This is a genomic window from Micromonospora sp. ATCC 39149 (assembly GCF_000158815.1).
GTDB lineage: Bacteria > Actinomycetota > Actinomycetes > Mycobacteriales > Micromonosporaceae > Micromonospora.
On sequence record NZ_GG657738.1, the window covers coordinates 5278758 to 5302556 of the forward strand.

The following is a 23799-nucleotide window of genomic DNA, read 5'->3' on the forward strand; positions in this document are numbered from 1 at the left end:
CCGCCCGGACGGCATCTCGGTGCTGCACGCCACGGTCGGCGTCGGCGCGGCGGGCGCCCGCCCCGACACTGGTCCCCGCCGCCTTTGAGGGGTAAGGAAGGACCCCTTGTTAACGCATTCTGTATAGGAAGGGCCCCCTCCCAACACCTCGGGCGCCGGGGCACGCGCCGCAGGCGGCTCAGGCCCGGCTGGAGATCTGCTGGACGGCCCAGGCGTTGCCGTCGGGATCGGTGAAGAAGACGAAGCCGACGTTGTCCAGCGGGTCCGGCACCGGGCGGGGATTCTGCCCGAGCACCTGGATCTCGCTCACCTCCACGCCCCGGGCGACCAGTTCCGCGCGGGCCGTGGGCAGGTCGGGCACGACCAGTTGGAGCCCCTTCAGCGAACCCGGGGGCATCTGCGGCACCGCACCGGTGCCGATCACGATCGAGCAGCCGGAGCCGGGGGCGTGAGCTGCACGATCCGTACGTCGTCGCCTACGGCCGAAGGGCCCCGGCGAACCGCCGGAGCCCTTCGTTCCCGCGCGCCCGCTCAGCAGGCGTACGCCTCCAGTCGCTGCGCCCGTTCCGGAGCCCGCAGCTTGAGCAGCGTGACCTTCTCGATCTGCCGGATCCGCTCCCGGGACAGGCCGAACTCCCTGCCCACCTCGTCCAGGGTGCGCTGCCGGCCGTCGTCCAGGCCGAAGCGGAGCCGGATCACCGCCTGCTCCCGCTGGGACAGGGTGGCGAGCACGATCCGTACCTCGTTGCGCAGTTCGCCGTCCACGGCGGTGGCACCGGGTTCGGCGGCCGGGTCGACGGCGGCGACGAAGTCGCCGAGCGCGCTCTCGCCGTCCTCGCCGACGGCCTGGTCGAGGCTGACCGGCTCCCGGTCGTACGAGATCAGTTCGATGACCTGGAACTCGGGGACGTCCATCGCCCGGGCGACCTCGGCCACGGTGGGCTCGCGGCCCAGCGTGACGGCCAGCTCGCGGCGGGCCCGGACCATTCGGTTGACCTGCTCGACCATGTGCACCGGGATGCGGATCGTGCGGGCCTGGTCGGCCATCGCCCGGGTGATCGCCTGCCGGATCCACCAGGTGGCGTACGTGGAGAACTTGAAGCCCTTGGTGTAGTCGAACTTCTCGACGGCCCGGATCAGGCCGAGGTTGCCCTCCTGGATCAGGTCGAGGAACGCCATCCCGCGGCCGGTGTACCGCTTGGCGATGCTGACCACGAGGCGCAGGTTGGCCTCCAGCAGGTGGTCCTTGGCGGTGCGGCCCTCGGCGACGATGATCTCCAGGTCGGCCCGTAGCACCGTCGAGACCGGCGTGCACGTCGCCAGCTTCTCCTCGGCGAACAGCCCGGCCTCGATCCGCTTGGCGAGCTCCACCTCCTGCTCGGCGGTGAGCAGCTTCGTGCGCCCGATGCCGTTGAGGTAGGCCCGGACCAGATCCGTGGAGACGCCGCGCTCGTCGGTGGCGTCCAGGTCGGTCAGGGTGTCGGCGGCAGCCTCGGCGTCGATGGTGGCGGCCGGGCCGATCTGGTTCTCGATCATCTGAAGGGCCATCTCTGTCTCTCCCCGTGTCCACGTCGGTGCCGCGTTGCCGGCCCAGTGGTGCCGGTGACACACACTCTGGCAAGCGAGACGTGAAACGGGAGTGAGGCGATCGGGGAACCGACAGCGGATAGGGGTGTCCGGACGCCTGGCCTTGTCGGGCCCGGCTACCGTTCCGGCAGTCGGCCGTTCGGCCGGATCACCAGGTCGGACGCTACGGCCGACCTCCGAGAGGGTGGAGTCTTCGTGGTCTTCAAGCGGCTCATGCAGGCGATGGGTGTGGGTGGCCCGTCGGTGGAGACGGTGCTGAGCAATCCGAACTGCCGTCCGGGCGGTCAGTTGGAGGGCGTCGTCCACGTGGCGGGCGGCGAGCACCCGGTGGACATCGAGTACGTCGCGCTGGGCCTGGTCACCCGGATCGAGGTGGAGAGCGGCGACAGCGACTACGAGACCACCCAGGAGTTCCACCGCAGGCAGGTCACGGGGGCGTTCCGGCTGGAGTCGGGGCAGCGGTACGACGTCCCGTTCCGCTTCGACGTGCCCTGGGAGACTCCGCTCACCGAGTTGTACGGGCAGCACCTGCACGGGATGACGATGGGGCTGCGTACCGAGCTGGAGGTGGCGCGGGCCGTCGACAAGGGCGACCTGGACGCGGTGGCGGTCCACCCGCTGCCGGCCCAGGAGGCGCTGCTGGAGGCGCTGCTGCGGCTGGGCTTCCGGTTCGCCCGCGCCGACGTCGAGCGGGGCCACATCTACGGGGTACGGCAGCACCTGCCGTTCTACCAGGAGATCGAGTTCTACTCGGCCCCCCAGTACGCCCGCGCGATCAACCAGCTGGAGGTCACCTTCATCACCGACCCGCAGCAGATGCAGGTGGTGCTGGAGATCGACAAGCGGGGCGGGGTCCTCACCGAGGGCCGGGACGCCTTCGGCCGCTTCACCGTCGACCACGCCACGGCGCACAACACCGACTGGGCCGCCCAGCTCGACGCCTGGCTCCGCCAGTCGGTCCAACGCCGCGGCCTGTTCTTCTGACCCACCCCGCGACCTCTCCGCCCACCCCCGGATCTCCCCGGTGATCAAGAGGTTTGCGTCAGAATCCGGATCCCGGCTGACGCAAACCTCCTGATCAACAAGTGGGGGTGGGTCAGAGGTCCAAAAGAAGGGTGCGAGGGCCTACGTTGACGCTCTCGACCAGCATGTGGGCGCGGAAGCGGCCCGTCTGCACCGGAGCGCCACGGTCACGCAGGGCCATCACAACCGCCGTGACCAGGGGCTCTGCCACCTCGGCGGGGGCGGCGGCCGCCCAGCTCGGCCGCCGACCCCGGCGAGCGTCGCCGTAGAGGGTGAACTGGCTGACCACCAGGATGCCCGCGCCGCTGTCCGCCGCGCTGCGCTCGTCGTCCAGGATGCGCAGTTCGTGAATCTTGCGGGCCATGGTGCGCGCGGTCTCCTGGGTGTCGGTGTGGGTCACCCCGAGCAGCACCAGCAACCCGTCGGTCACCGCGCCGACAACCTCCCCGTCGACCGTGACGCTGGCCCGGCCGACGGTCTGCACGACCGCCCGCATCAGCCCAGCACCCGCGTCGGCCCCAGCGCCCCCATCAGGCGGTCACCGGCTCGATGATGCCGCGCTCCACCAGGTGGGCCACGATCGGGCCGGCCGCCTCCGCCAGCTCCTGCGGCGTCACGTCGTGCGCGACGGCGAGCAGGGCGAGCTGATCGCGCAGCGGCAGCCGGCCGTCCGCGCCGCCGACCAGGGCCAGCACCAGTGGGTCGATCTCCTCGGTCCAGCGCAGCCCGTGTGGCATGGCGAGGACCTGCCGGTCCACCGCCCATCCCTCGTCGCTCATGGTGGCCTCCTGCCGGAGCTGGAGCCCCTCGGCGGCCCGGTAGCGCGCGGCGAGCAGCCCCTCGGTGTCACGTACCCGAAGCCAGTCCTGGCGGTCGAACCAGGCGGCGATCTTCTCGCCCAGCGGAGGCTCCACCCGCTGCCGCAGGTCCTCCACCCGCACCACCGGGTCGGCGTGGCCGGCGCGGCGCAGCGAGACGATGCCGAAGCCGACCGCCTCGACCTTGTGCGCGTCGAACCAGTCGAGCCAGGCCGCCATCCGGTGCGGGTCGGCCGCCTCGCCGACGTCGGTCAGCCACAGGTTGACGTACGCCATCGGGTCGGCGACCTCGCGCTGGATCACCCAGGCGTCCAGGCCGGTGCCGGCGAACCATCCGGCCACCCGGTCGCCCCAGTCCTCCCCGGCGACGTGCACCCAGTTCGCCAGGTACTGCATGGTGCCGCCCTCGGTGAGCAGCCCCGGGGCAGCGGCGGCCAGCTCGGCGCCGATCGCGTCGCCGACCCGGCCCGAGTCCCGGTACACGTGGGTGGTGGTGCCCGGGCCCACCACGAACGGCGGGTTGCTGACCACCAGGTCGAACCGGCGCCCGGCGACCGGGGCGACCATGTCCCCGCACAGCAGCTCCCAGTCCTGGCCGTTGAGCGCGGCGGTGGTGGCGGCGAAGCGCAGCGCCCGTTGCGAGACGTCGGTGGCGGTGACCCGGCGGGCGTGGGTGGACAGGTGCAGCGCCTGCACGCCGGAGCCGGTGCCGAGGTCGAGCGCGCTCTCCACCGGCTGGCGCACGGTCGCCCCGATCAGCGTCTGGGTCGCCCCGCCGATGCCGAGCACGTGCTCGGAGTGCAGCGGCCGGCCCGGCCGGGAACTGGCCGGCAGGTCGGCCAGCACCCACCAGTCGTCGGCGTACGGCTCCAGGTCGACGCCCGCGCGCAGCCCCTCGCCGTGCCGCTCGACCAGGCCCCCGGCCAGCGCCTCGGCCACGGTCAGCGGGGCGAGCGCGGCGGCCACCGCGGCCTCCGGCTCGGTCTGGTCGCAGATGAAGACCCGGATCAGGGTGGCGAGCGGGTCGCGGTCGCCGGTGGCGCGCAGGGCGGCCCGGAAGTCGTTGCGGGCGATCCCGCCGGTGGCCTGCGGGCCGAGCCGGTCGGCGATGCCGTTCGACGTGTACGCCGGCGCGGGACAGCGCGTCCGAGCGCCTCGACGCCGGCGGGGGGAGGAGCAGCATGTCGTGTTCGTCCACGTCGCCATCCTGCCCTCTGCCGTGGCGGACGGCGTCACCGCTGCCCGGAAATCCACCGCCGGGCGGGCCCGGCGGGCAAACCACCGTCGGGGAGTCGGCGTCGGCTCCGGGCGGCGGGCGGGCAGGATGGACGGCATGACGCTTTCGCTGCCCATCGACCCCGAGGCCAACCGGCTGCTGGAGCGCAGCCCGCTGGCCCTGCTGCTGGGGATGACGCTCGACCAGCAGGTCCCGATGGAGAAGGCGTTCTCCTCCCCGTACGTGCTGGCGCAGCGCCTCGGGCACGAGCCGGATGCCCGCGAACTGGCCGGGTACGACCCGGACGCGCTGGTGGCGGTCTTCGCCGAGCCACCGGCCCTGCACCGGTTCCCGAAGGCAATGGCGGGCCGGGCGCAGGAGGTGTGCCGGGTGCTGGTCGACCGGTACGACGGCGACGCCGCCCGGCTCTGGGCCGACGTCGCCGACGGGCGGGAGCTGCTGCGCCGGATCACCGAGTTGCCCGGGTTCGGCCGACAGAAGGCGCAGATCCTCGTGGCGCTGCTCGGCAAGCGGTACGGGGTGACCCCGGACGGCTGGCGGGAGGCGGCCGGCGACTACGGCGACGCCGACGCGTACCGGTCGGTGGCCGACGTGACCGACCCGGGCTCGCTGCGCCGGGTACGCGAGCACAAGCAGCGGTTGAAGGCGGAGGCGAAGGCCGCGAAGGGCTGACGCGCCCCACGCCCGGTGGCCTCGCCGAGGCGTCAGGCGGTGCCGGGAGCGTCAGGCGGCGTCGAGGATCGTCAGGCGGTGCCGGGAGCGTCAGGCGGCGGTGGGCCGGGAGAGCGCGGCGAGGGCGCGCCGGACGTCGGCGAGGGAGACGGTCGCCGAGTCGTCCAGCTCGGCCAGGCCGGCCTCGATCCACTGCCGCATCAGCGTGGTCACCCCGATGCCGCGGGCGTCGGCGGCGGCCCGCACCCGCTCGTATGTGTCAAGCGGCAGCCGCACCGAGCGGCTGACCATCGGCACGTCGGTGTCGGGGGTGGGCAGCTCCGCGGGCGCGCTGGCGTCGATCAGCTCGGCGAGCCGGTCGTCGCCGCCGTGGAACTGCTTGGTCGCGTCGTTACGGTTCATCGCCACGCCTCCCTATCGGCGGAATCTGCGGACGGCCTCGTCGTAGCGCTTGGCCTCGGCGTCGGTCAGCTCCCGGGCGGAGAGCACGTCCCAGTCGTTGTCGGCGCCGTCTGCCTCGGCGAGCAGCACGGCCAGCCGCCTGCCGTGGCGCACGGCGGCGTAGACGACCATCACGTCGTCGCCCAGGTGCCGGATGACCCGCCGCGGGCTGTGCAGGGCCTCCCACACCTCGCCGGGCGTGACGTCGTAGACCCGCAGGTTGGCCAACGCCTCGTCGGTGAAGCTGAACCGGCTGCCCACGAGCGGAGCGTACCACGCGCGTAACACGAGCCGGAACGGTTCGATTTCGCTGCTTAACGCCCCGGGACGAACTGATCAACGTCCCGGGGTGACAGGATGGGGGCAATCCCGCTTGGAGGTCCGTGGTGAAACGTCAGGCGTACCAACCGATCCTGATCACCGACGCGGCCCGCAGCCAGGACGACCAGCTCACCAGCCGGCAGCGTCGCTACGTCGTGATGATGGGCGTCCGGGTGGCCTGCGTGATCGTCGGCGCGATCCTGGTTGGCGCGCAGGCACCTCTGCTCTGGCTCTGGCTGCCGCTGTGCGGCCTCGGGATGGTGCTCATCCCGTGGCTGGCGGTGCTGCTGGCGAACGACCGGCCACCGAAGGAGAAGCACCGGCTGGCCAACCGGTTCCAGCCCCGGCACACCGACGCGACCCCGCCGATGAGCCTGGCCGCCGAGGAGCGCCCGCACAAGATCATCGACGTCGAGCCCTGACCCGGCGACCGCGCCGCCGGGAGGCCGACCCCGGCCCGGGGCGGCTTCCCGGCGCGTCCGGGGAGGGCGACCGACCCGGCAGCCGGTCCGGGCTGGCGGCCGAGCCGGGCTGAGGGCCCGTATGGTCCGGGCCGGGGGCGGTCCGGTCAGCTCGTCGGGCGCGCGCCGATCGTCGACACGGCCAGCGCGCCCAGGTCGCCGGCCTGGTCCAGCGCTGCCCGGGGCTCGGCCCCGGCCAGCCAGGCCGACAGCAGCCCGGCCGCGAAGGCGTCCCCGGCCCCGGTGACGTCGGCCACGGCCACCCGCCGCGACGGGGCCACGCTGATCGTCGCCGTCCGGTCAGCCCACACCGCCCCGGCCGCACCCCGCTTCACCACCACCCGCCGGGCCGTCGCCGTCAACACCCGGGCCTGCGCCGCCGGGTCCAGCCCGCCGGCCAGCACGGCCGCCTCGTCGGCGTTGACCAGGAGCAGGTCGACGTCGCGTACCCAGGCCAGGAAGGCCGCCGCGCCGACCCGCCGCAGCGGCGCCGCGGACGCCGCGTCGACGCTGGTGGTGAGCCCGCGCTCGCGCGCCGCGGCCAGCGCGCGCAGCCCGGCGCCGCGCGACCCGGCGTCCAACAGGGAGTACCCGGACAGGTGCAGGTGCCGCGCGTCGGGCACCTGCGCCAGGGCCGCGTCGACGTGCCCGGCGGCCAGCCACAGGTTTGCCCCCCGCTCGGTCACCATCGTGCGCTCGCCCTCGCCGGTGAGCACGATCACCGTGCCCGTGGCCCGGCCGGGGTGCCGCTCGACCGCGCAGTCCACGCCGGCACGCTGCAACTCGGCGACCCGGTCGCGCCCCGCGTCGTCGTCGCCGACGGCACCGACCATGGTCACGGCGACGCCCTGGGCGGCGAGCCAGGCGGCGGTGTTGGCCGCCTGCCCGCCGCCGCTGACCCGGATCGTGGCGGGAGTGTCGGAGCCGGTGACGAGCGGCCCGCCGAGCACCGCGACCACGTCGGTGATCAGGTCACCGACGACGACGATTCGACCCGGAGCGGTCATGCGGCGGCGCGGCGCGCGGCGGCGACCGCGATCCGGGCGGCGAGGTCGGCGTTGCGCAGGATGATCCGCACGTTCACCGCGAGACTCGCGCCCTGCGTCGCGGCGTGGAAGTGCGCGAGCAGGTACGGCGTCACGGCCTTGCCGGTCACCCCGTCGCGCTCCATCCGGGCGAGGCCCTCGGCGAGGGTCCGGTCGTGCAGGGCCGGGTCGAGCTGCTCGTCGGCCGGCAGCGGGTTGGCCACGATCAGCCCCCCGCCGTGCACCCCGTGGGCGTCCTGCGCGGCCAACACGTCGGCGACCTGCTCGGGCGAGTCGACCGACCAGTCCAGGTCGAAGCCGGCGTCGGTGAGGTAGAAGCCGGGGAGCCGCCGGGTGCGGTAGCCGACCACGGCCACGCCGAGGGTCTCCAGCCGCTCCAGGGTGGCCCCGACGTCGAGGATCGACTTGATCCCGGCGCAGACCACGGCGATCGGCGTGCGGGCCAGGGTGCCCAGGTCGGCCGACTCGTCGAAGGTCGTCGCGGCCTGCCGGTGCACCCCGCCCAGCCCGCCGGTGGCGAAGACCCCGATCCCGGCGGCGGCGGCCACCGCGCTGGTGGCGGCGACCGTGGTGGCCCCGTCCGCGCCGGCCGCGGCGGCGACCGCGAGGTCGCGCACCGAGAGCTTGCTCACCCCGTCGACGGTGGCGAGCCGGGTCAGCTCCGCGTCGTCGAGCCCCACCACGAGCCGGCCGCCGACCATGCCGATGGTCGCCGGGACCGCCCCGGCGGCGCGGACGGCCTGCTCGATCTCGCGGGCCACCCGCAGGTTGTCGGGCCGGGGAAGGCCGTGCGAGACAATGGTGCTCTCCAGGGCGACGACCGGACGCCGGTCGCGCAGGGCGGCGCCCACCTCGGCGCCGAGGTGGATGTCAAAGCTGTTCACGTCCGTTACGGTACGGGCCGGGAAGGGGTGGCCTGCGGTGGACCCGGCCAGTCAGACCTGCCAGACTGGAAAGTTGGAGGTGCAGAAGTGAGCACACAGGTTCTCGAACGTCCGGACCTGAAGGACGCCGACACCGGTCCTGAGATGTTCCACTACGTCCGCAAGGACAAGATCGCGGAGAGTGCCGTGATGGGCACCTTCGTCGTCGCGCTCTGCGGGGAGAAGTTTCCGGTGACCAAGGCCGCCAAGCCGGGCTCGCCGGTCTGCCCGAAGTGCAAGGAGATCTACGACTCCTGGGGCGATTGACCACGGGCGGGTGTTCCGGCCGCCCACGTAGCCTTCGGCGGTGACCACCTCCACCGCCCTGCTCTTCGCCGACCTGACCGGGGTGGCCGTCTTCGCCGCCTCCGGTGCCTCCGCGGCGGTGGCCAAGCGGCTCGACCTGTTCGGCGTCGTCTTCGTCGGCTTCGTCGCCGCGCTCGGTGGCGGGATCCTGCGCGACCTGGTGATCGACGAGGTGCCCCCGCTGGCCTTCGCCGACTGGCGGTATGCCGCCACCGCCGCGCTCACCGCCGCCGCCACCTTCTGGCTGCACCCCCGGCTCGCCCGGCTGCGCACCACCGTGCTGGTGCTCGACGCCGCCGGTCTCGGGCTGTTCACCGTCACCGGCACGCTCAAGGCACTCGACGCCCAGGTGCCGGCGGTCGGCGCGTGCGTCGTCGGGATGCTCACCGCCATCGGCGGCGGCCTCGGCCGGGACCTGCTCACCGGCGAGATCCCCGTGGTGCTGCGCCGGGAGATCTACGCGGTGGCGGCTCTCGCCGGGTCGGCCGCCGTGGCGCTGCTCGACGCGCTCGGGCGCGCCGACGCCGCCGGACTGACCGCCGCGGCGGTACTGGTCTTCGCGCTGCGCCTGGTGTCGCTGCGGCGGCGCTGGTCCGCCCCGGTGGCCACGTTCCGTCCGCCTCGCACCGGCGCGCGGGGGCCCGGATCCTGACCCGTGGTGAGTCGATCGTCGCCGACGGTGTCCGTGGCCGCTGGTGCCGATGTGACCAGCGTGGCGTCGCCTGGGCCCGCCGGCCCGCGCTGGTTATGCTGATCCGGCCTTCGCGGCACCCGATGCGCGAGGGCGTTTTCATGGGCGGCGGCACCCGTGGCCCTCGACCGGGGCCCGCCGTCGCGCGGTCGGAGAGGAGCCTGACGCGTGGCAGCCCGGAGGCCGGCGCTCGAGACGTTCCCACCACTGCGCGCCTGGCAGCGCAAGGCGCTGGTGGAGTACCTGCGACGACGCACCGAGGACTTCACGGCGGTCGCCACCCCCGGGGCCGGCAAGACCACCTTCGCCCTGCGGATCGCCGCCGAACTGCTCGCCGACGGCACCGTCGAGGCGGTCACCGTGGTCGCCCCCACCGAGCACCTGAAGACCCAGTGGGCGCAGTCGGCGGCCCGGGTCGGCATCCAGCTCGACGCGGCGTTCCGCAACGCCGACCTGCACTCCTCCGCCGACTTCCACGGCGCGGTGGTCACGTACGCGCAGGTGGGGATGGCACCCCAGGTGCACCGGCGGCGCACCATGACCCGGCGCACCCTGGTCGTCCTCGACGAGATCCACCACGCCGGCGACTCCCGCACCTGGGGCGACGGGGTGAAGGCGGCGTTCGAGCCCGCCGTGCGCCGGCTGATGCTCACCGGCACCCCCTTCCGCTCCGACGACAACCCGATCCCGTTCGTCACCTACGAGCGTGGCGGCGACGGCCTGCTGCGTTCCCGCGCCGACGCCGTGTACGGCTACGCCGACGCGCTGCGCGACAACGTGGTCCGGCCGGTGCTCTTCCTGGCGTACTCGGGGGAGACCCGATGGCGGACGAACGCCGGGGACGAGCTGGCCGCCCGGCTGGGCGAGCCGATGACGCAGGACCTGGTCGCCCAGGCGTGGCGTACCGCGCTCGACCCGGCCGGTGACTGGATGCCGCAGGTGCTGCGGGCCGCCGACTCCCGGCTGACCGTGCTGCGCAACGCCGGGATGCCCGACGCCGGCGGGCTGATCATCGCCAGCGACCAGCAGACCGCCCGCTCGTACGCGAAGCTGATCGAGCGGTTGACGGGCGAAAAGGCCGCGGTGGTCCTCTCCGACGACCAGGGCGCGTCCGCCCGGATCGCGACGTTCGCGGAGTCCGAGCAGCGCTGGCTGGTGGCGGTCCGGATGGTCTCCGAGGGGGTCGACATCCCCCGCCTGGCGGTCGGCGTCTACGCGACCAGCGCCAGCACCCCGCTCTACTTCGCCCAGGCCATCGGCCGGTTCGTCCGGGCCCGCCGCCCGGGGGAGACCGCATCGGTCTTCCTGCCCAGCGTGCCGCACCTGCTCGGGCTGGCCAGCGAGATGGAGGCCGAGCGGGACCACGTGCTCGGCAAGCCGAAGGACCGCGAGGGTTTCGACGACGACCTGCTGGAGCGCGCCCAGCGCGACGACCAGGCCAGCGGGGAGCTGGAGAAGCGTTTCGCCGCCCTGTCCGCCACGGCCGAGCTGGACCAGGTGATCTTCGACGGTGCCTCCTTCGGCACCGCCGCCCAGGCCGGCACCCCGGAGGAGGAGGAGTACCTGGGCCTGCCCGGGCTGCTCACCGCCGACCAGGTCTCCCTGCTGCTCACCAAGCGGCAGGCGGAGCAGTTGGCGGCCCAGCGCCGCCGGGCCACCGAGCGGGCCGCTGAGCCGGTTCCTGCCGCCACGGCGGCCCCACCCCAACCCATGAGCGCCGCCCAGCGCCGGGTGGCGCTACGGCGGCAGCTGAACGCCCTCGTGGCGGCGCGGCACCACCGGACGGGCCTCCCGCACGGCAAGATCCACGCAGAGCTGCGCCGCCTCTGCGGCGGCCCGCCCAGCGCCCAGGCCACCATCGAGCAGCTTGAGGAGCGCATCGCCACGGTCCAGACCCTCTGACCGTCGGCGGCGAAACGGGACATTGCATGGAAAAATCGGCCGGAGGGGCCCTTTGGGCACCTCCGGCCGACTTGGGTCGGTCTGGGGTTTCTTGCGGTCAGTTCGCCATCAGATCGGCGCCACGCCAGCTGAACTCGGGGTCCGTCGCGTACCGCACGGTGATCTTCACGAGATCCTCCGCGTACTTGTTCGCGTGGTGCCCACAGAACACCAACTCGCTTCCGCCTGCGAGAGTGATACGGAGCTTGCCGGCAGCGTTGCAGCGGTCGCACCGTTCATCGGCGGCTGGGGGAGCCACCGTCTCGGGCGGCGGCGTGAGGGTCGGGGTCATCGCCTTCCTCCTCTGGTCGTCACCGATGAACAATCTCCTCGGTCGTTGCTCACCTATCGTGCAACACCCGATGAGGGCCTTGCCTTCCCTGTGTGCCCGCGGGGGACCGAAGTCACACCTGGCAGCAACAGTGTGCCGTGCACCAAGGGTGCCACGTCAACGATCACAATCGTGCAACCGACCGATCACCATCGGGTGTTGTACGGCTGGTGATCAAAGCGACACAAGCAGTTGACGAATCCGGGTCAGTCCAGGTAGTCACGGAGAACCTGTGAGCGCGACGGGTGGCGCAGCTTCGACATCGTCTTGGACTCGATCTGCCGAATCCGCTCCCGGGTCACGCCGTAGACCTGGCCGATCTCGTCCAGCGTACGCGGCTGGCCGTCGGTGAGGCCGAAGCGGAGCCGGACCACGCCCGCCTCGCGCTCGGAGAGCGTCTGCAGCACCTGCTGGAGCTGGTCCTGCAACAGCGAGAAGGAGACGGCGTCGACCGCGACGACGGCCTCCGAGTCCTCGATGAAGTCACCGAGCTGGCTGTCGCCCTCGTCGCCGATGGTCTGGTCGAGCGAGATGGGCTCCCGAGCGTATTGCTGGATCTCCAGCACCTTCTCGGGTGTGATGTCCATCTCCTTGGCCAACTCCTCCGGCGTGGGCTCGCGGCCCAGGTCCTGGAGCAGCTCGCGCTGGATCCGGCCGAGCTTGTTGATCACCTCGACCATGTGCACCGGGATGCGGATCGTGCGGGCCTGGTCGGCCATCGCCCGGGTGATCGCCTGCCGGATCCACCAGGTGGCGTACGTGGAGAACTTGTAGCCCTTGGTGTAGTCGAACTTCTCGACGGCCCGGATCAGGCCGAGGTTGCCCTCCTGGATCAGGTCGAGGAACGCCATCCCGCGGCCCGTGTAGCGCTTGGCCAGCGACACCACCAGCCGGAGGTTGGCCTCCAAAAGGTGGTTCTTCGCCCGCTCGCCGTCGCGGGAGATCCAGCCGAGGTCGCGGACCATCTCGCGGACCAGCTTCTCCTCGCCCTCCTCGGCGGCGCGCAGCCGCTCGGCGGCGTAGAGGCCCGCCTCGATCCGCTTGGCGAGCTCCACCTCCTGCTCCGCGTTGAGCAGGGGCACCTTACCGATCTGCTTGAGGTACGCCCGGACCGAGTCCGCGGAGGCGGTCAGCTCGGCGTCGCGGCGCGCCTGCTTGAGCGCCTCGGACTCCTCGTCGTCCCACTCGAAGTCGTTGTCGGTGGCGGAGCTGGCGGCGTCGGCCGCGGCGGCCTGGGCCAGCTCGACCGGCTCCTCGACCACCACGTCCTCGATCTCGGCGGCGAGCTCCTCCGGGTCGATGTCGCCCTCGGCGCCCTCGCCCTTCGGCTTGCCGGCGGCGGCCTTGGCGGGCTTGCCCGCTGCGGCGGCCACCGTCGCCTTGGTGGCCCGGGCGGGCCGCGCGACCTTCGCCGGCACGGCGGCCCTGGCGACCGCCTCGGTCGTGGCCTTGCGCGCGGCGACCTTTCGAGGGGCCGACTCGGGGGCGTCGTCGGCGGCGGGCGCCTGCTTCGGGGCGGGCGCGGCCACCTTCTTGGTGGTCTTGGCGGTGGTGGCCCGGGACGCGGGGGTGGCGGACCGGGCGGCGGCGACCCGGCGGCGAGGGCTGGCCGAGCCGTCGACGACCACGGTCACCCCCGCTTCCGCGAGCGCACGCAGGATCTTCTTGGCCTGGGCCGGAGTCACCTCGGCGGACTCGACGGTGCGCGCGAGCTGGGCCGACGTGAGCTGGCCGCCGGCGCTCTGCGCGTGGGCGATCAGGGTGTCGGTGAGCGAGCGAACGTCGGCGCCGGTTTGGCGGGGTTCTGTCACGAATGACCTTCCGGAGGCGAAGAGCGAGCACGGCCGGGTTGCCCGACGCAGCGCGGAGCACGGTGCCGGACGATGTGGTTGAGGGACCCCCGTGTCCCGGGCCGGCCGGGTCGCTGGCGGTCCGTGGCGCGTGGGCAGGGTGAATTGTAACGCCGTCTGCCGCGATCATCCTGCGCCGCACGGCGGACCGACTGCCGGGGTCGACGATCCGACGCAGATGTGGACTTTGTAAGGATGATACTCACGCGCGACCCGGACGGGCCCAGTCGTGCGGGAAGGGGACGAACCATGGACCGCTCGGTGCCGCCACCTGGGGAACTGCTGGAGATTGCCGTCGATGTCGCCCGGGTCGCGGCGGCGACCGCGCACCGGATGTGGGCCGAGGGCGTGTCGGTGGCCGACACCAAGTCCACCGTCACCGACGTGGTCACCGCCGCCGACCGGGCCGTCGAGCGACAGGTGGTCGACGCGCTGCGCCGCCTGCGCCCCCACGACGCGGTCCTCGGCGAGGAGTACGGCGCGGGCGAGGCCGCCCCGGCGGCTCCGGCGGCCCGGGTGCGCTGGATCGTCGACCCGATCGACGGGACGGTCAACTACCTCTACGGGCTGCCGTACTGCGCGGTGTCGCTGGCCGCCGAGGTCGACGGCGAGGTGGTCGCGGGCGTGGTGCGCAACGTGTTCACCGGCGACGAGTGGACGGCGACCGTCGGCGGCGGGGCGTACCGGGGTGGGCAGCGGCTGCGCTGCTCCGCCGAGAGCGACCTCGGGCAGGCGCTGGTCGCCACCGGCTTCGGCTACGACCCCGCCCGCCGGGCCCACCAGGCCCGGGTGCTCGCCGGACTGATCGGCCACGTGCGCGACGTCCGCCGGCAGGGTGCCGCCTCGGTGGACCTCTGTCTGGCCGCCGAGGGGCGGCTGGACGCGTACTACGAGAAGGGCCTGAACCTCTGGGACCACGCGGCCGGCGCGCTGGTCGGCACCGAAGCCGGGCTGCTGGTCGCCGGGCTCGGCGGGCGGCCGGCGGGCCCGGACCTGATGATCGCCGCCCCGCCGGCGCTGTTCGCGTCGCTGCACGACCGGCTGGCCGACCTGGACGCCTCGGGCGGCCCCTGACCGCGCCGGGGCGGCCAGGCCCGGCCAGCGGGTCACTTGTCGACGGGCATCGGGCAGGTGCCGGCCGGCGCGACCGGGGCACCCAGGTCACCCAGTGACTGGTTGACCTCCGTGGTGGTGGCGAGCTGGGCGAAGTTGTTGCCGAGAATCACGTCGACCGTGTCGTCCTTGCGTTTGATGTCGAACTGCGGCTCGGCGTTGTTGAGGAAGTACGCCCGCAGCAGGTGGGCGGAGCCGACTCCCTTCGGGCCGTACCGCAGGACGGCGACGCCGTCGAGTTGCTGCTTGGCGTTGCCCTCCTTCTTCACCTGGAACTTGCGGTTGCGGAAGTCGTCCGCGACCTTGCTGGCGAGGCCCACCTCGTCGGTGGCGTTGTAGACGTTGATTTTCACGTCCTTGTTCTCGTGCAGGGCCACGTCCGCCAGCGGCGCGCCCTCGGGGCAGCCGCCGGCCACGCCGCCCTTGCCCTGGGTGTCGCGGACCAGCGCCACGACCACGAAGACCAGGGCGACGACCGCCAGCAGACCGACGACAACGAGTGCTCGCACTCGCGCAAAGCTCATCTGGGCGCTCCCCGGGCGGTGATTGGGTGGCGGCGGTCGGAGGCGGTGGGCCGCCCCGCCGGCCGTCGAGTACGCCGCTGAGGCTAACGGTTGTCCGGCGGTCGCGTGGAAACAGTCCGACATGCCGGCGCGCCAACCGGGAAGCGGGTACTACTACCCCTATCTTCGTGTCGCCTGAGTCACATTGGGAACAACTTCGAGGCCTGGGGCGTACATCTGAGCCGCGAGGGCGGTATACATGCCTCGCCCAAGAGGGGGTAAGGTACCGCGCTCGCTGGGGGGAGTTTCTCTGGCGGCCCGGTTCGGCCGGTGGCCGGGTCGGGTGACCGACAGAAGTTGGTGGCCGGCAGTGGAACTGAAACAGCGCCTTCCGGCGTTACAACCGGGAGCGACCATATCGATATGGGAGAGTGAAACCGATGGCCACCGACTACGACGCCCCGCGTCGCGACGAGGTCGACCTCGGCGAGGACAGCCTGGAAGAGCTCAAGGCCCGGCGGGTCGACTCACAGTCGGGTGCCGTGGACGTCGACGAGGCCGAGGTGGCCGAGAGCTTCGAGCTCCCTGGTGCTGACCTGGCCGACGAGGAGCTCACGGTCAAGGTGCTACCGATGCAGCAGGACGAGTTCCGATGCGCCCGCTGCTTCCTGGTCCACCACCGCAGCCAACTGGCGGTCGAACGCAACGGCGAGCTGATCTGCCGCGAGTGCGTCTGACCACCCCGACACCGGCGGCGGCCTCGTCGACGAGGCCGCCGCTGTGGAAGCTGGCGACCCGGCCACGTCCGCGCCCGCCGGTGCGCCACCGGCCTACTGCGGTGCCGTGCGCCGGTGGTGGGTAACTGCTTGACTCATGAGGGCAGTTACGCCGACGCACCCGGGAGGTCGACGCATGGTCGAGCGCAGCGACGACGGCGGGCGCCCCGCCACCGACGGCACCGGCGCGGGGGAGGAACTGGGCGCGACGCTGGCCGCGCTCACCGCCGACGACATCGAGCCGGCCCGCCGACGGCAGCTACTGACCCGGCTGGTCGGCCAGGTCCGCGGCCGGGGGCTCGCCGATTTGTTCAAGCCGAGGGCCGCCGTGCGCTGGATGACCGACGCGGTCGCCGACGTCGCCCCGCACGTGCCGATCCGGGACCTGGCCACCCTGCGCCGGCACTTTCCCGGCCTGGACGGCGAGGCCCTCGCCGACCGGCTGATCCGTAACGCTGCCCGGACGACGGCCGCGATCGGCGCGGCCGGCGGCGGAGTCGCGGCCGTCGAGTGGGCCGTCGCGCCGACGCTGCTCTCCGCGCCGGTGCTGCTGGCCGCCGAGACGGTCGCCGTGGTGGCCGTCGAGCTGAAGCTGATCGGTGAGCTGCACGAGGTGTACGGTGCCCCGCTGCCCACCGCCGGCACCCAGCGCACGGTGGCCGTGGTGCAGTCCTGGGCCAGCCAGCGGGGGGTCAACCCGATGATGCCCGGGGTGGGCGTGGGCGCGGTGCTCGGCACGGCGGCCCGCAAGGAGCTGCGGGACACCCTGCTCAAGCGCTTCGGCCGCAACCTGACCACGCTCGGCCCGTTTCTCACCGGGGCGGCGGTGGCCAGCTACCTCAACCGGCGGGCCACCCGGGCCCTCGGCGACCAGCTCCGCAAGGACCTCGCCCGGCAGCGGCGCGAGCTGCCCGGCCCGCCGCCCGACCTGCCCTGACGTCGCGGGCGCGTCAGTGGGCGTCGCGGGCGGCGAGCAGCGCCGCGGCGAGCCGCACCGGGTCGCGGGTGCTCACCACCCAGAACGGGGTGGGGTCGGCCGGGTCGTCGAGCACCACCTGCACCGCCCCGGCGATCCACGGGCGCTGCACCACGAAGGCCAGGGGGTCCCCCCCGACGCCGAGCACCTCGCGCCGGCCGGCGGCGTCCAGCGGGACCGCGTCGGCCACGAACCGCAGGGGCAGCCGGGCATCGTCCACCCGCAGCTCGCCGTCGGCCACGGCGATGCGGATGCGGCCCAGCCACCACAGGGCGGCCACGGTTGCCGGCAGCAGCACCGCGAACGGCAGCCAGGAACGCAGGCCGCCCGCGCCCAGCCACAGCTCCAGGGCGAGGAAACCGCCGAGGGCCGGCCCGGCCAGCCAGAGCCACCACGGCAGGCTGAGCCGCTCCGCGTACCCGGTGGCGGGGGTGGTGGCGGGCGTCGGGGAGGGCGATCGACTCACTCCTGCCAGGGTACGGCGCGCGACGGCCGGTCGACCCGGCAGGATGGCAGGGTCATCCCGAGAAACGGACGGAAGAGGGAGACCGTGACCGACGACGTACCCGTGCCCGTGCGGCGGCTCGACCCGGAGCTGCCGCTGCCGGCGTACTCCCATCCCGGTGACGCCGGGGCGGACCTGGTGGCCGCCGCGGACGTGGAGCTGCCTCCCGGTGGCCGGGCCCTGGTCCCGACCGGCCTGGCGATCGCCCTCCCGGAGGGGTACGTGGGCCTGGTGCACCCCCGGTCGGGCCTGGCGGCCAGGCTCGGCGTGACGGTGCTCAACGCGCCCGGTACGGTCGACGCCGGCTACCGGGGTGAGATCCTGGTCAACCTGATCAATCATGATCGGGAGACACCGGCGAAGATCGCCCGTGGCGATCGGATCGCGCAACTCGTTGTCCAGCGGGTGGAGCGGGCCGATTTCCGGCCAGTGACCGAGCTGCCGCCGTCGCGGCGGGGCGCTGGCGGGCACGGTTCGACCGGCGGGCACGCGGGGCTCGTCCCGCCGCCGGCGGGCCGGGCCGGCGGGCAGCCGGAAGAGGTGGCAGGGTGAGTGCGAACAGCGGAGGGTGGGCGCAGTGATCTTCTCCCGAAAGCGGGCCGGTGGCGGTCGGCACGCCCGTGACGAGCGGGCCGCCGAGGTGGTCGACGGTCGCGAGGCCGAGGACCAGGCCCCGGCGCGCGGCCCGTACGACGTCTCCGAGGCCCCGGCCGGGGTGCAGCGGCTCGACCTGGGCAGCCTCCACATCCCGGCGGTGGCCGACGTGGAGGTTCGGGTGCAGGCCGACCCGCAGGGCGTGATCCAGCAGGTCGTCCTGGTGCACGGGCAGAGCGCGTTGCAGCTCGGGCGTATTCGCCGCGCCCCCGCTCCGAGGGCATCTGGGACGAGGTGCGCGAGGAGATTCGGCAGTCGCTGTTCAACGACGGCGCGGCGGCCCAGGAGGCGCAGGGCGAGTACGGCCCGGAGCTGCACGCCCGGGTGCGCACCCCGGACGGGCTGACCGACCTGCGGTTCGTCGGGATCGACGGGCCCCGCTGGATGGTGCGCGGCGTCTACCAGGGCGCCGCCGCGACCGATCCGGCCGCCGCCGGCCCGCTGCGCGAGTGCCTGGACGGGCTGGTCGTGGACCGCGGCCAGGAGGCGAAGCCCGTACGTGAGCCGCTGCCGCTGCGCCTGCCGCGGGAGGTGGCCGACCAGGCCGGCCCGACCGTCGAGGCCTGACGGGCACACCGGCCGGGCCCGCCGGGGTCCCGTCGTCGGTGTGCCGCCGGGCCGGTCCCGGGCGGGCCGCCCATGTCGCCGTCCCGCCCGTCGGCGTACGCTGGCGGGACGGCCTCGTCCACCGGGGCCGCACCGGTGCCGGCGCGGCCGGCCGGCGGAGGAGAGGGTGACGCGGTCATGACGACCGACGAGGGCGGCAGAGTCTCGTTTCGGCGGCTGCTGCACCGGCTCACCGCGAGCGAGGCCGAGATCGAGGCGCAGGAGCTGCGCCGGGGGAGCGCCGAGTCCGGCGGCGTACCGGCCCGGCAGTGCGGGCGGGGTCAGGTCGTCTGTGTGAATGGCCGGCTGCGCACGGTGGTCTACACGCCCCGGACGAACCTGCCGACCCTCGAAGCCGATCTATATGATGGCAGTGACGTGGTGACCCTGGTCTGGCTCGGGCGGCGGCACATCGCCGGTATCGAGCCGGGCCGGCACCTGACCGCCCGGGGCAGGGTGGCGATGCGGGACGATCGCAAGGTCATCTACAACCCGTACTACGAGTTGGAGCCGCCGAAGTGACGACGCGCACGCCGCCGGCGGGAGGGACGCGATGACCACCGGAGCCCAGCGGGCGACCGAGCCCGGGGCCGGGCCGGAGGACGACGAGGCCCTGCCCACCCTCGCCGAGCAGATGGCCGACCAGCTCGGCGGCTGGCGCGGGCTGGTCGAGTCGAGCATCCCGGTGGTCGTCTTCGTCGTCGCCAACATCGTCGGCGAGCTGCGCCCCGCCGTCATCGCCTCGGTGGCCGTGGCGCTGCTCATCGCCGCGCTGCGGCTGGTCCAGCGCCGGCCGGTGCGGCACGCGGTCAACGGCCTGGTCGGCGTCGGCATCGGCGCGGCGATCGCCTGGCGCACCGGAGACGAGCGCGACTTCTACCTCCCCGGCATCCTCTACGGCATCGGGTACGGGCTGGCCCTGCTGGTCTCGGCGGCGGTCAAGCAGCCCCTCGTGGGCTGGATCTGGTCGGTGCTGGTGGCCAAGGGGCGCTCCGAATGGCGGGAAGACCCGCGCCTCGTGCGGACCTTCACCCAGCTCACCGTCCTGTGGGGCGTGGTGTGGCTGGCCAAGGTCGGCGTCCAGGCCGCCCTCTACCTCGCCCACCAGGACACCGCGCTCGGCGTGGCCCGGCTGGCGCTGGGCTACCCGCCGTACGCGCTGCTGCTGCTGATCACGGTCTGGACGGTCCGGCGGGTGACGCGGGAGCCGGCGGCGGAGCCCCTGCCCGGCGCCTGAGATCGGGGCAGGCCCCGGAGCACCAGCCCCGGGGCGGCGAGGCGACGGGGCTCAGCCCGCGCCGCGGGTCCGCTCGATGCTGTCCGTGCCGAGGATCACCGAGCGGACGTCGTCCTCCACCTCCGCCGTGCAAACGAAGATCAGCTCGTCGCCGGCCTCGATCGGGTCGTCCGGGCTGGGCACCAGCACCCGCTTGCCGCGCAGGATGGCCACCAGGGCGGCGTCGCGGGGGATCGGCACGGCGTGGATCGGCTGCCCCACGTACGGCGCGGTCGGCGGCAGGGTGATCTCCACCAGGTTCGCCTCGCCCTGCCGGAACGTCATCAGCCGCACCAGGTCGCCGACGGTCACCGCCTCCTCGACCAGGGCCGCCATCACCCGCGGCTTGCTCACCGCGACGTCGACGCCCCACTGCTCGGTGAACAGCCACTCGTTCTCGGCCCGGTTGACCCGGGCCACCACCCGGGGCACCGCGAACTCCGTCTTGGCCAGCAGCGACACCACCAGGTTGACCTTGTCGTCCCCGGTCGCCGCGACCACCACGTCGCAGCCGGCGACGTTGGCCTCCTCCAGGCTGGCCAGCTCGCAGGCGTCGGCGAGCACCCACTCGGCCGCCGGCACCCGGTCGGGCCGCAGCATCCGGGGCTGGCGCTCGATCAGCATCACCTGGTGGCCGTTGTCGATCAACTCCTGGGCGATCGAGCGGCCCACGTTGCCGGCGCCGGCGATGGCGATCCGCATCCTCAGTGCGCTCCTTCCGGCGGGCTGCCCGCCACCGAGGTCACCGACGCCACGATGTCGTCGGTGACCAGCATGAAGACCTGGTCGCCCTCCTGCACGGCGGTGGAGCCGGTGGGCAGGGTGCCGATGCCGAAGCGAATCAGGTACGCCACTCGCGCCCCGGTCGCCTCCTCCAGGCCCCGCAGCGGCCGGCCGATCCAGTCCTTGTGCACCGGCACCTCGACGATCGAGACGGTGCTGGTCGGATCCCGGAAGATCTCCACGTTGCCCTCGGGGACCAGGTGCCGCAGCATCCGGTCGGCCGTCCACCGCACGGTGGCCACGGTGGGGATGCCCAGCCGCTCGTAGACCTGGGCCCGGCGCTGGTCGTAGATCCGCGCGGCGACCCGGGAGACGCCGAACGTCTCGCGGGCCAGCCGAGCCGAGATGATGTTGGAGTTGTCGCCGCTGGAAACCGCGGCGAAGGCGTCCGCCCGCTCGATGCCGGCCTGCCGGAGCACCTCGCCGTCGAAGCCGGCCCCGGTGACCGTGATGCCCGCGAAGTCCGGGCTGAGCCGGCGGAAGGCGTCGGCGTCCTGGTCGATCACCGCCACCGAGTGCCCCCGGGCCTCCAGGCTCTGAGCCAGGGTCGAGCCGACCCGGCCACAGCCCATGATCACGACATGCACGTGTCCCTCCCAAGGTGCGCGCACCCGTCCGCCGTCGACCCCTCAACTGCGAGCCTGCCACGTCGGGGTTGCCGGCGGGGGACGACGGTACCCCGCCCGGCCGAGCGCCCTGTCCCGCCACCCCCGGGTGACCACGTGGAGGTGGTCGTACCCTTAGCGCTTGTGGCCAGTCCCACCTCGCTGCTGAAGCGGCTGCTCGTCGGTCGACCGTTCCGGTCCGACCGGCTCCAGCACACCCTCCTGCCGAAGCGCATCGCGCTGCCGGTCTTCGCCTCCGACGCCCTCTCCAGCGTCGCGTACGCCCCGGACGAGATCCTGCTGACGCTCTCCATCGCGGGCGCGTCGGCATTCATCTTCTCGCCGTGGATCGCCCTCGCCGTGGTCGTGGTGATGCTCACGGTGGTGGCCAGCTACCGGCAGAACGTGCACGCGTACCCCTCCGGCGGCGGCGACTACGAGGTGGCCACGGTCAACCTCGGCCCCCGGGCCGGCCTGGGGGTGGCCAGCGCCCTGCTGGTCGACTACGTGCTCACCGTGGCCGTCTCGGTCTCCTCCGGCGTGGCCAACCTGGGCTCGGTGGTTCCCTTCGTCGCCACCCACAAGGTGCTCATCGCCGTGAGCGCGGTGGTGCTGCTCACCGCGATGAACCTGCGCGGCCTGCGCGAGTCCGGCACCGCGTTCGCCATCCCGACCTACGGCTTCGTGATCGTCATCGGCGGCATGATCATCACCGGCCTCATCCGGTACTTCGTCCTCGGCCACGACCTGCGTGCGCCCAGCGCCGGCCTGGAGATCCAGGCCGAGCACAGCGTCACCGGCTTCGCCCTGGTCTTCCTGCTGCTGCGGACCTTCTCCTCCGGCTGCGCCGCGCTCACCGGCGTGGAGGCGATCTCCAACGGGGTGCCCGCGTTCAAGACGCCGAAGAGCCGCAACGCGGCCACCACCCTGCTGCTGCTCGGCACCATCGCGGTGAGCATGCTCGTCGGCATCATCTGGCTGGCCCGGCTCACCGGCCTCCAGTTCGTCGAGGACCCGGACCTACAGATCCTCTCCGGCCCCGACGGGTACGTGCAGAAGACCGTCACCACCCAGCTCGGCGAGACGGTCTTCGGCCCCGGGTCGGTGCTGCTGTACGTGGTCGCCGGGATGACCGCGCTGATCCTCTTCCTGGCCGCCAACACCGCGTTCAACGGCTTCCCGGTGCTCGGCAGCATCCTCGCCCAGGACCGCTACCTGCCCCGGCAGCTACACACCCGGGGGGACCGGCTGGCGTTCTCCAACGGCATCGTCTTCCTCGCCGTCGCCGCGATCGTGCTGATCGTCGGCTTCCAGGCCGAGGTGACGAAGCTGATCCAGCTCTACATCGTCGGCGTCTTCGTCTCGTTCACCCTCTCCCAGGCCGGCATGATCCGGCACTGGAACCGGCACCTGCGCACCGAGCGGGACCCTCGAGCCCGGCGCCGGATGATCCGGTCCCGGGCGATCAACGCCTTCGGCATGGCGATGACCGGTGCGGTGCTGGTCATCGTGCTGATCACCAAGTTCCTGCTCGGCGCGTGGATCGCCATCGTCGCGATGGCGCTGCTCTACGTGCTGATGCTGGCCATCCGCCGGCACTACGACCGGGTCGCCGCCGAGCTGGAGCCGACCGAGGTCCGGGGGGTGCTGCCCGCCCGCAACCACGCCATCGTGCTGGTCAGCAAGCTGCACCAGCCGACGCTGCGGGCCATCGCGTACGCCCGGGCGACCCGGCCGGACACGCTGACCGCGGTGACCGTGAACGTCGACGAGAAGGACACCCGGGCCCTCCAGGCCGACTGGGAGCGGCGGGAACTGCCGGTGGGGCTCACCGTGGTCGACTCGCCGTACCGGGAGATCACCCGGCCGATCCTCGACTTCGTGGCCAACACCCGCCGGGAGTCGCCGCGCGACGTGGTCACGGTCTTCATTCCCGAGTACGTCGTCGGACGCTGGTGGGAGAACCTGTTGCACAACCAGAGCGCGCTGCGCCTGAAGGGGCGGCTGCTGTTCGAGCCGGGCGTGATGGTCACCAGCGTTCCGTGGCAGCTCGCGTCCACCGCCGGCAAGAACCTCGACCGGCTCGACGCGACGCTGACCCGGGGCCCGGCGCGCGGTCCCCGGGTCGCCCCGCGCAGCACCCTGCCCCCGCCGGTGCGTTCGGCCCCGCCCGGCGAGCACGGCCCGGTCGAGGGAGACCAGCGATGACCCGGCCAGGCATGGACGGGGCCCCGGACCGGCGTGGACGGCGACGGGGCGGGTTCGGCCGGGCGACGGGTCGGGCGAGGGCGAGCGGCGCGGGCTGAGGAGGCCGAGCGGGTCGAGCTGACCGTCGACGCCGTCGCCCCCGGAGG

Annotated in this window: 25 protein-coding genes and 3 pseudogenes; 14 read left to right on the top strand and 14 right to left on the bottom strand. The window is 73.2% G+C overall.

The genetic code is table 11. The features are described from left to right. Positions 1–178 precede the first annotated feature (178 nt). Together MCAG_RS23070 and sigB are read right to left on the bottom strand one after the other, a co-directional pair. Positions 179–480, bottom strand: a pseudogene (locus tag MCAG_RS23070) (glyoxalase); the annotation flags it as partial. A gap of 51 nt (positions 481–531) precedes the next feature. Beyond that, positions 532–1548 carry an RNA polymerase sigma factor SigB gene (sigB, locus tag MCAG_RS23075; RefSeq protein WP_036374855.1) on the bottom strand — a complete coding sequence of 339 codons (1017 nt, stop codon included), beginning with the start codon at positions 1546–1548 and terminating at the stop codon, positions 532–534. A gap of 234 nt (positions 1549–1782) precedes the next feature. On the opposite strand from sigB, the gene MCAG_RS23080 reads away from it, so the two are divergent. Next, a complete protein-coding gene (locus MCAG_RS23080) occupies positions 1783–2571 on the top strand; it encodes a sporulation protein (RefSeq protein ID WP_007075390.1) in 789 nt (262 codons plus the stop codon). A gap of 112 nt (positions 2572–2683) precedes the next feature. Here MCAG_RS23080 and dtd read toward each other — a convergent pair whose 3' ends face one another. Together dtd and MCAG_RS23090 are read right to left on the bottom strand one after the other, a co-directional pair. Then, the gene (gene dtd, locus MCAG_RS23085; RefSeq protein ID WP_007075391.1) at positions 2684–3106 is read right to left on the bottom strand and encodes a D-aminoacyl-tRNA deacylase; all 423 of its coding nucleotides are present in this window, start codon (positions 3104–3106) and stop codon (positions 2684–2686) included. A 34-nt stretch (positions 3107–3140) separates the two neighbouring features. After that, positions 3141–4626: pseudogene (locus tag MCAG_RS23090) on the bottom strand (methyltransferase). A 126-nt stretch (positions 4627–4752) separates the two neighbouring features. On the opposite strand from MCAG_RS23090, the gene MCAG_RS23095 reads away from it, so the two are divergent. Continuing rightward, entirely contained in the window at positions 4753–5337 is a 585-nt protein-coding gene (locus tag MCAG_RS23095; RefSeq protein ID WP_036377863.1) for an HhH-GPD-type base excision DNA repair protein, read from the top strand. Positions 5338–5427: 90 nt separating this feature from the next. Here MCAG_RS23095 and MCAG_RS23100 read toward each other — a convergent pair whose 3' ends face one another. Both MCAG_RS23100 and MCAG_RS23105 read right to left on the bottom strand, forming a co-directional pair. Further along, complete coding sequence (locus tag MCAG_RS23100; protein ID WP_036377865.1) at positions 5428–5739, bottom strand: hypothetical protein; 312 nt, start codon at positions 5737–5739, stop codon at positions 5428–5430. A 12-nt stretch (positions 5740–5751) separates the two neighbouring features. Next, positions 5752–6039: a hypothetical protein gene (locus MCAG_RS23105; RefSeq protein ID WP_198141609.1), complete on the bottom strand. Its 288-nt coding sequence runs from the start codon at positions 6037–6039 to the stop codon at positions 5752–5754. Positions 6040–6164: 125 nt separating this feature from the next. On the opposite strand from MCAG_RS23105, the gene MCAG_RS23110 reads away from it, so the two are divergent. Beyond that, positions 6165–6521 carry a DUF3099 domain-containing protein gene (locus MCAG_RS23110; RefSeq protein ID WP_036374859.1) on the top strand — a complete coding sequence of 119 codons (357 nt, stop codon included), beginning with the start codon at positions 6165–6167 and terminating at the stop codon, positions 6519–6521. 146 nt (positions 6522–6667) lie between these two features. On the opposite strand, the gene MCAG_RS23115 is transcribed toward MCAG_RS23110, so the two are convergent. Beyond that, on the bottom strand, positions 6668–7567 hold the full coding sequence (locus MCAG_RS23115) for a carbohydrate kinase family protein (protein WP_007075397.1): 900 nt from the start codon (positions 7565–7567) through the stop codon (positions 6668–6670). Continuing rightward, on the bottom strand, positions 7564–8490 hold the full coding sequence (locus MCAG_RS23120; protein ID WP_007075398.1) for a pseudouridine-5'-phosphate glycosidase: 927 nt from the start codon (positions 8488–8490) through the stop codon (positions 7564–7566). Before MCAG_RS23120 ends, MCAG_RS23115 begins: the two co-directional genes overlap by 4 nt. Before the next feature lie 87 nt (positions 8491–8577). Here MCAG_RS23120 and MCAG_RS23125 point away from each other — a divergent pair, with 87 nt between their 5' ends. The 3 genes from MCAG_RS23125 (at position 8578) to MCAG_RS23135 (ending at position 11428) form a co-directional block, all read left to right on the top strand. Next, complete coding sequence (locus MCAG_RS23125; RefSeq protein WP_007075399.1) at positions 8578–8796, top strand: DUF3039 domain-containing protein; 219 nt, start codon at positions 8578–8580, stop codon at positions 8794–8796. A 40-nt stretch (positions 8797–8836) separates the two neighbouring features. After that, a complete protein-coding gene (locus tag MCAG_RS23130; RefSeq protein ID WP_007075400.1) occupies positions 8837–9487 on the top strand; it encodes a trimeric intracellular cation channel family protein in 651 nt (216 codons plus the stop codon). A gap of 207 nt (positions 9488–9694) precedes the next feature. Further along, positions 9695–11428 (top strand): DEAD/DEAH box helicase, encoded by a 1734-nt coding sequence (locus MCAG_RS23135; RefSeq protein WP_007075401.1) that lies wholly within the window; start codon positions 9695–9697, stop codon positions 11426–11428. A 97-nt stretch (positions 11429–11525) separates the two neighbouring features. Here the strand turns inward: MCAG_RS23135 and MCAG_RS23140 are convergent, their stop codons facing one another. Beyond that, positions 11526–11759, bottom strand: a complete 234-nt coding sequence (locus MCAG_RS23140) for a hypothetical protein (RefSeq protein ID WP_036374862.1) — start codon at positions 11757–11759, stop codon at positions 11526–11528. A gap of 245 nt (positions 11760–12004) precedes the next feature. Continuing rightward, positions 12005–13609: an RNA polymerase sigma factor gene (locus MCAG_RS23145; protein WP_007075403.1), complete on the bottom strand. Its 1605-nt coding sequence runs from the start codon at positions 13607–13609 to the stop codon at positions 12005–12007. A gap of 288 nt (positions 13610–13897) precedes the next feature. Here MCAG_RS23145 and MCAG_RS23150 point away from each other — a divergent pair, with 288 nt between their 5' ends. After that, positions 13898–14722: an inositol monophosphatase family protein gene (locus MCAG_RS23150; protein WP_036374865.1), complete on the top strand. Its 825-nt coding sequence runs from the start codon at positions 13898–13900 to the stop codon at positions 14720–14722. 32 nt (positions 14723–14754) lie between these two features. Here the strand turns inward: MCAG_RS23150 and MCAG_RS23155 are convergent, their stop codons facing one another. Continuing rightward, positions 14755–15270 (bottom strand): LytR C-terminal domain-containing protein, encoded by a 516-nt coding sequence (locus tag MCAG_RS23155; protein ID WP_007075405.1) that lies wholly within the window; start codon positions 15268–15270, stop codon positions 14755–14757. A gap of 434 nt (positions 15271–15704) precedes the next feature. On the opposite strand from MCAG_RS23155, the gene MCAG_RS23160 reads away from it, so the two are divergent. Beyond that, positions 15705–16001: a DUF4193 domain-containing protein gene (locus MCAG_RS23160; RefSeq protein ID WP_007075406.1), complete on the top strand. Its 297-nt coding sequence runs from the start codon at positions 15705–15707 to the stop codon at positions 15999–16001. Positions 16002–16176: 175 nt separating this feature from the next. Further along, the gene (locus MCAG_RS23165) at positions 16177–16977 is read left to right on the top strand and encodes a hypothetical protein (protein ID WP_007075407.1); all 801 of its coding nucleotides are present in this window, start codon (positions 16177–16179) and stop codon (positions 16975–16977) included. A 13-nt stretch (positions 16978–16990) separates the two neighbouring features. On the opposite strand, the gene MCAG_RS23170 is transcribed toward MCAG_RS23165, so the two are convergent. Continuing rightward, entirely contained in the window at positions 16991–17482 is a 492-nt protein-coding gene (locus tag MCAG_RS23170; protein WP_007075408.1) for a DUF3093 domain-containing protein, read from the bottom strand. Between the two features lie 84 nt (positions 17483–17566). On the opposite strand from MCAG_RS23170, the gene dut reads away from it, so the two are divergent. The 4 genes and pseudogenes from dut (at position 17567) to MCAG_RS23190 (ending at position 20018) form a co-directional block, all read left to right on the top strand. Then, a complete protein-coding gene (dut, locus tag MCAG_RS23175; protein WP_007075409.1) occupies positions 17567–18073 on the top strand; it encodes a dUTP diphosphatase in 507 nt (168 codons plus the stop codon). A 25-nt stretch (positions 18074–18098) separates the two neighbouring features. Continuing rightward, positions 18099–18742, top strand: a pseudogene (locus tag MCAG_RS23180) (DUF3710 domain-containing protein). 177 nt (positions 18743–18919) lie between these two features. After that, positions 18920–19303 (top strand): OB-fold nucleic acid binding domain-containing protein, encoded by a 384-nt coding sequence (locus MCAG_RS23185; RefSeq protein ID WP_007075411.1) that lies wholly within the window; start codon positions 18920–18922, stop codon positions 19301–19303. A 31-nt stretch (positions 19304–19334) separates the two neighbouring features. Then, positions 19335–20018, top strand: coding sequence for a DUF3159 domain-containing protein (locus MCAG_RS23190; RefSeq protein ID WP_007075412.1), 684 nt, complete (start codon positions 19335–19337; stop codon positions 20016–20018). 51 nt (positions 20019–20069) lie between these two features. Here the strand turns inward: MCAG_RS23190 and MCAG_RS23195 are convergent, their stop codons facing one another. Both MCAG_RS23195 and MCAG_RS23200 read right to left on the bottom strand, forming a co-directional pair. Next, positions 20070–20759, bottom strand: a complete 690-nt coding sequence (locus MCAG_RS23195) for a TrkA family potassium uptake protein (RefSeq protein WP_007075413.1) — start codon at positions 20757–20759, stop codon at positions 20070–20072. Positions 20760–20761: 2 nt separating this feature from the next. Next, complete coding sequence (locus MCAG_RS23200; protein ID WP_007075414.1) at positions 20762–21427, bottom strand: TrkA family potassium uptake protein; 666 nt, start codon at positions 21425–21427, stop codon at positions 20762–20764. A 162-nt stretch (positions 21428–21589) separates the two neighbouring features. Between MCAG_RS23200 and MCAG_RS23205 the strand changes: the two genes are divergently transcribed. Continuing rightward, positions 21590–23653, top strand: coding sequence for an APC family permease (locus MCAG_RS23205; RefSeq protein WP_036374871.1), 2064 nt, complete (start codon positions 21590–21592; stop codon positions 23651–23653). The last annotated feature ends 146 nt before the right edge of the window (positions 23654–23799 follow it).

What these genes read in the sequence shown, in the direction of transcription:
- dtd (WP_007075391.1), bottom strand. Translation starts at nt 3,106, where the DNA reads ATGCGGGCGGTCGTGCAGACCGTCGGCCGGGCCAGCGTCACGGTCGAC.
- MCAG_RS23185 (WP_007075411.1), top strand. Translation starts at nt 18,920, where the DNA reads ATGACGACCGACGAGGGCGGCAGAGTCTCGTTTCGGCGGCTGCTGCAC.
- MCAG_RS23190 (WP_007075412.1), top strand. Translation starts at nt 19,335, where the DNA reads ATGACCACCGGAGCCCAGCGGGCGACCGAGCCCGGGGCCGGGCCGGAG.
- MCAG_RS23165 (WP_007075407.1), top strand. Translation starts at nt 16,177, where the DNA reads ATGGTCGAGCGCAGCGACGACGGCGGGCGCCCCGCCACCGACGGCACC.
- MCAG_RS23160 (WP_007075406.1), top strand. Translation starts at nt 15,705, where the DNA reads ATGGCCACCGACTACGACGCCCCGCGTCGCGACGAGGTCGACCTCGGC.
- sigB (WP_036374855.1), bottom strand. Translation starts at nt 1,548, where the DNA reads ATGGCCCTTCAGATGATCGAGAACCAGATCGGCCCGGCCGCCACCATC.
- MCAG_RS23100 (WP_036377865.1), bottom strand. Translation starts at nt 5,739, where the DNA reads ATGAACCGTAACGACGCGACCAAGCAGTTCCACGGCGGCGACGACCGG.
- MCAG_RS23140 (WP_036374862.1), bottom strand. Translation starts at nt 11,759, where the DNA reads ATGACCCCGACCCTCACGCCGCCGCCCGAGACGGTGGCTCCCCCAGCC.
- MCAG_RS23115 (WP_007075397.1), bottom strand. Translation starts at nt 7,567, where the DNA reads ATGACCGCTCCGGGTCGAATCGTCGTCGTCGGTGACCTGATCACCGAC.
- MCAG_RS23150 (WP_036374865.1), top strand. Translation starts at nt 13,898, where the DNA reads ATGGACCGCTCGGTGCCGCCACCTGGGGAACTGCTGGAGATTGCCGTC.
- MCAG_RS23095 (WP_036377863.1), top strand. Translation starts at nt 4,753, where the DNA reads ATGGACGGCATGACGCTTTCGCTGCCCATCGACCCCGAGGCCAACCGG.
- MCAG_RS23195 (WP_007075413.1), bottom strand. Translation starts at nt 20,759, where the DNA reads ATGCGGATCGCCATCGCCGGCGCCGGCAACGTGGGCCGCTCGATCGCC.